Source organism: Roseibium sp. RKSG952, assembly GCF_009711355.1.
Map to the genome: position 1 here is coordinate 1 of NZ_SMMF01000613.1, position 2,541 is coordinate 2,541.

Sequence of the window (2,541 nt, forward strand, 5' to 3'; positions counted from 1 at the left end):
AGGAAGGGGTTTGCCGCGCTTCTGGATCAGGTTCTCCGCCGGATAGGCGGCTCTGAAGCAACGGAACGTGCGCCAAGTGTTTGAGTTGTCGTTCGCCGCCGCACAGGCGGCTCTAAAGTCTAAACTGAAGTTAATTTATTGCGCTTTGCGCGGATTCAAGTCAGCATCTTGAAATCAGAAATGAAAAACGCCCCTTCTTGATTTGGCGATCGACGGGAGCGTTTTTCGATTACTTATGAATGAGACGAGGATGACAAATTGCGCTGAAAAGCGCAAGCAAATTCAGTATCACGTGCCATCCAGCATGTCGTAGGTAATGCGCAGCTTACCGTTCGAAATGTGTGTTGGCGCATAGCGCTCAGCCGTCGCTACGATGATGTGCAAAATGTCGCTGATTGCCTTTGAAAACTCGTCGTCAGTCTCGAAGTTCGCGCGATAGTGATCGTCTACAGCGTTAAGTTCGATTACACATTGAAAATCTACGCCCGAGTAATGCATCCGCATTGTCGCAATGCCGTTGAAGCGATCAATCCGGGCGTTGCTGACATATTCAAGTTTCCGTTCGCGAAAGCGGACACCAACGCCTTTTTCATTCTCTTCGGGGATAAATTCGACACCAGCAGCAAACATGCAGTCTCCAATGGAGCGGAGATTGTTTTTCATTGGCTGTCGTGTACTGGATTCAAAATCTGCAACGGTGGCGCGGGATACCACAGCATTTGCTGCAAGCTGATCCTGGGTCCAATTCAGCAGACTACGGGCGGCGCGGCATTGGGCAGCGGTGATGTGCATGTCGACTCCTTTGATGCGCGACTGCAATCATCATGCGTAATATCGCGCATTTTGTCAAACATCGTATTTTTTGCGCTACATTTTTTCCTTGGCTGTGATACCGATGGACTATCGGTCGTCTCAATTCTGGTTACTGCCTTTTTCCTCTTTGCATTGACTTCCGGATCGTTCGTGAAATCCGTTCGCCGCTGGGGATTGCGCGGGCTTTCCGGGTTCGCGATGTCGTAAAGTTCTTCGATTACGACCGACGGCAACGCCCGAAGGGCATGTGTACTTTTCTTCCTAGGGGACGGCGAAAGGTTCTTCAGCTGTAAGCCGAGGCGGACCAGTGATGCGTGAGCTGACACGACCCAGGCGTTATCTTTTTCAACACCGATGCCGAGCTGCATGACGTCGAACAAGAACCGATTAGCGCTGTTCCAACGCTGTGACGTGTCGATGCCGTATTGAATGGAACGATTGCGTTCTTCGTTGAAGAACCCGGAAGCGACACCTTCAATCAGCGGGACGTCCAATTCGAACAAAAGACGGTCGAGGCAGTCATCGCCAATTTGGCGTTCGGCAGATCGGTAAAGGGCATCGATCGCGGACAGATGCTTTCTCAATGTTCCGGATTGCAGATCCGCTCCGAAATGCGACGCCCAGACGGTGGCCCAATATCGAGGGAGACCCGTTTCATCGTTCAGGCAAACGATGTCCGTGAGACGAGCCGAGAGGTCTCTGGTTTTGAGGGCACTCACTGTCATGACCGGAATCATGAGACATGGCACCATTGTGTTCAAGTTCAAACTTTGATGGGTATTTGGTGCACGGAAAACGGCCGGCATGCATTGGATCATGCACCACCCGTCAAACCTTGAGGCATGCGCAGAAGTTTTGTTATGGAATATAATTCAATCTGCTTTTAGTAGTATGCCCTCCTAGTGAAACGCGATGGAAGTTTGGAGCGCATTTCTTGTCCTGGCCCCAATGGAAAATTCCATACTACGATTGTTGAGTTTTAATACATATTTCGATATTAATTTTAAGGATCACGTAATTTCATTATTCTGACGAGTATATATTACAGAGATGGCAACAAGGTACGTTAGTGAAAGAGAATTCGCAAAATTGGTGCAAGCTGCAATGGCTATCGATGTACCGGGAGACAGCGAAAGTGACAAAGTCAAAGCCGAACGCCAATTGCGTAGATTAAAACGTCGAATGGTTTGGCGCTCGAAGAAAAGTAGACGTCGAACGCATCATCCCAACATGAAATATACTCTGTGAAAATCAACAGCGAGAATAAATAAATGGGTTTATTAAAAGTATTATATGGAATACAGTCTCTTTGGAAACGGGTCTCTCGTTGCGCCGCGGGCAGTCTGCGATAACAGCCTTAGCTAACAAATGATCCGTTTCCTTCCTTCCTTCCTTCCTTCCTTCCTTCCTTTTCTTGATCTGATGAATATTCGAAAATCGGATCCAAATCGATTTTGCTGGTTTGGGTCCATTCGTCACTGCTCCCCGCGCTGAGGAACGAGGCTTCCTGCTTCAATGGCTACGACCAATCCCCCGAGAGGGATTGGTCGTACTGCTGCCTCTGCGCGAGCTGCTCAACTCCCCAAGGCAAAGCGGGCGATGTCGCCTTCGACGAGACGCTCGGCTTCGCTTTCCGCCTGACGGCGGGGATATTTTTAGAACCCTGGAAGAAGGTCTTGCACTGTGCTCGTCGATGGCTCTTAACGTCTTCCCCGCCCTGAAGGACGG

The 2,541-nt window shown here is 49.6% G+C and carries 2 protein-coding genes; both read right to left on the reverse strand.

Going from position 1 to position 2,541, the window contains the following annotated elements; all coding sequences use genetic code 11:
• Positions 1–288 precede the first annotated feature (288 nt).
• Positions 289–792, reverse strand: coding sequence for a helix-turn-helix transcriptional regulator (locus tag E1297_RS02795; RefSeq protein WP_155133632.1), 504 nt, complete (start codon positions 790–792; stop codon positions 289–291).
• Positions 747–1,550 carry a hypothetical protein gene (locus E1297_RS02800; RefSeq protein ID WP_155133635.1) on the reverse strand — a complete coding sequence of 268 codons (804 nt, stop codon included), beginning with the start codon at positions 1,548–1,550 and terminating at the stop codon, positions 747–749. The genes E1297_RS02795 and E1297_RS02800 overlap by 46 nt, the downstream gene beginning before the upstream one ends.
• Positions 1,551–2,541: the final 991 nt, after the last annotated feature.

Coding starts and splice junctions, on each gene's coding strand:
- E1297_RS02795 (WP_155133632.1), bottom strand. CDS start 792: ATGCACATCACCGCTGCCCAATGCCGCGCCGCCCGTAGTCTGCTGAAT.
- E1297_RS02800 (WP_155133635.1), bottom strand. CDS start 1,550: ATGATTCCGGTCATGACAGTGAGTGCCCTCAAAACCAGAGACCTCTCG.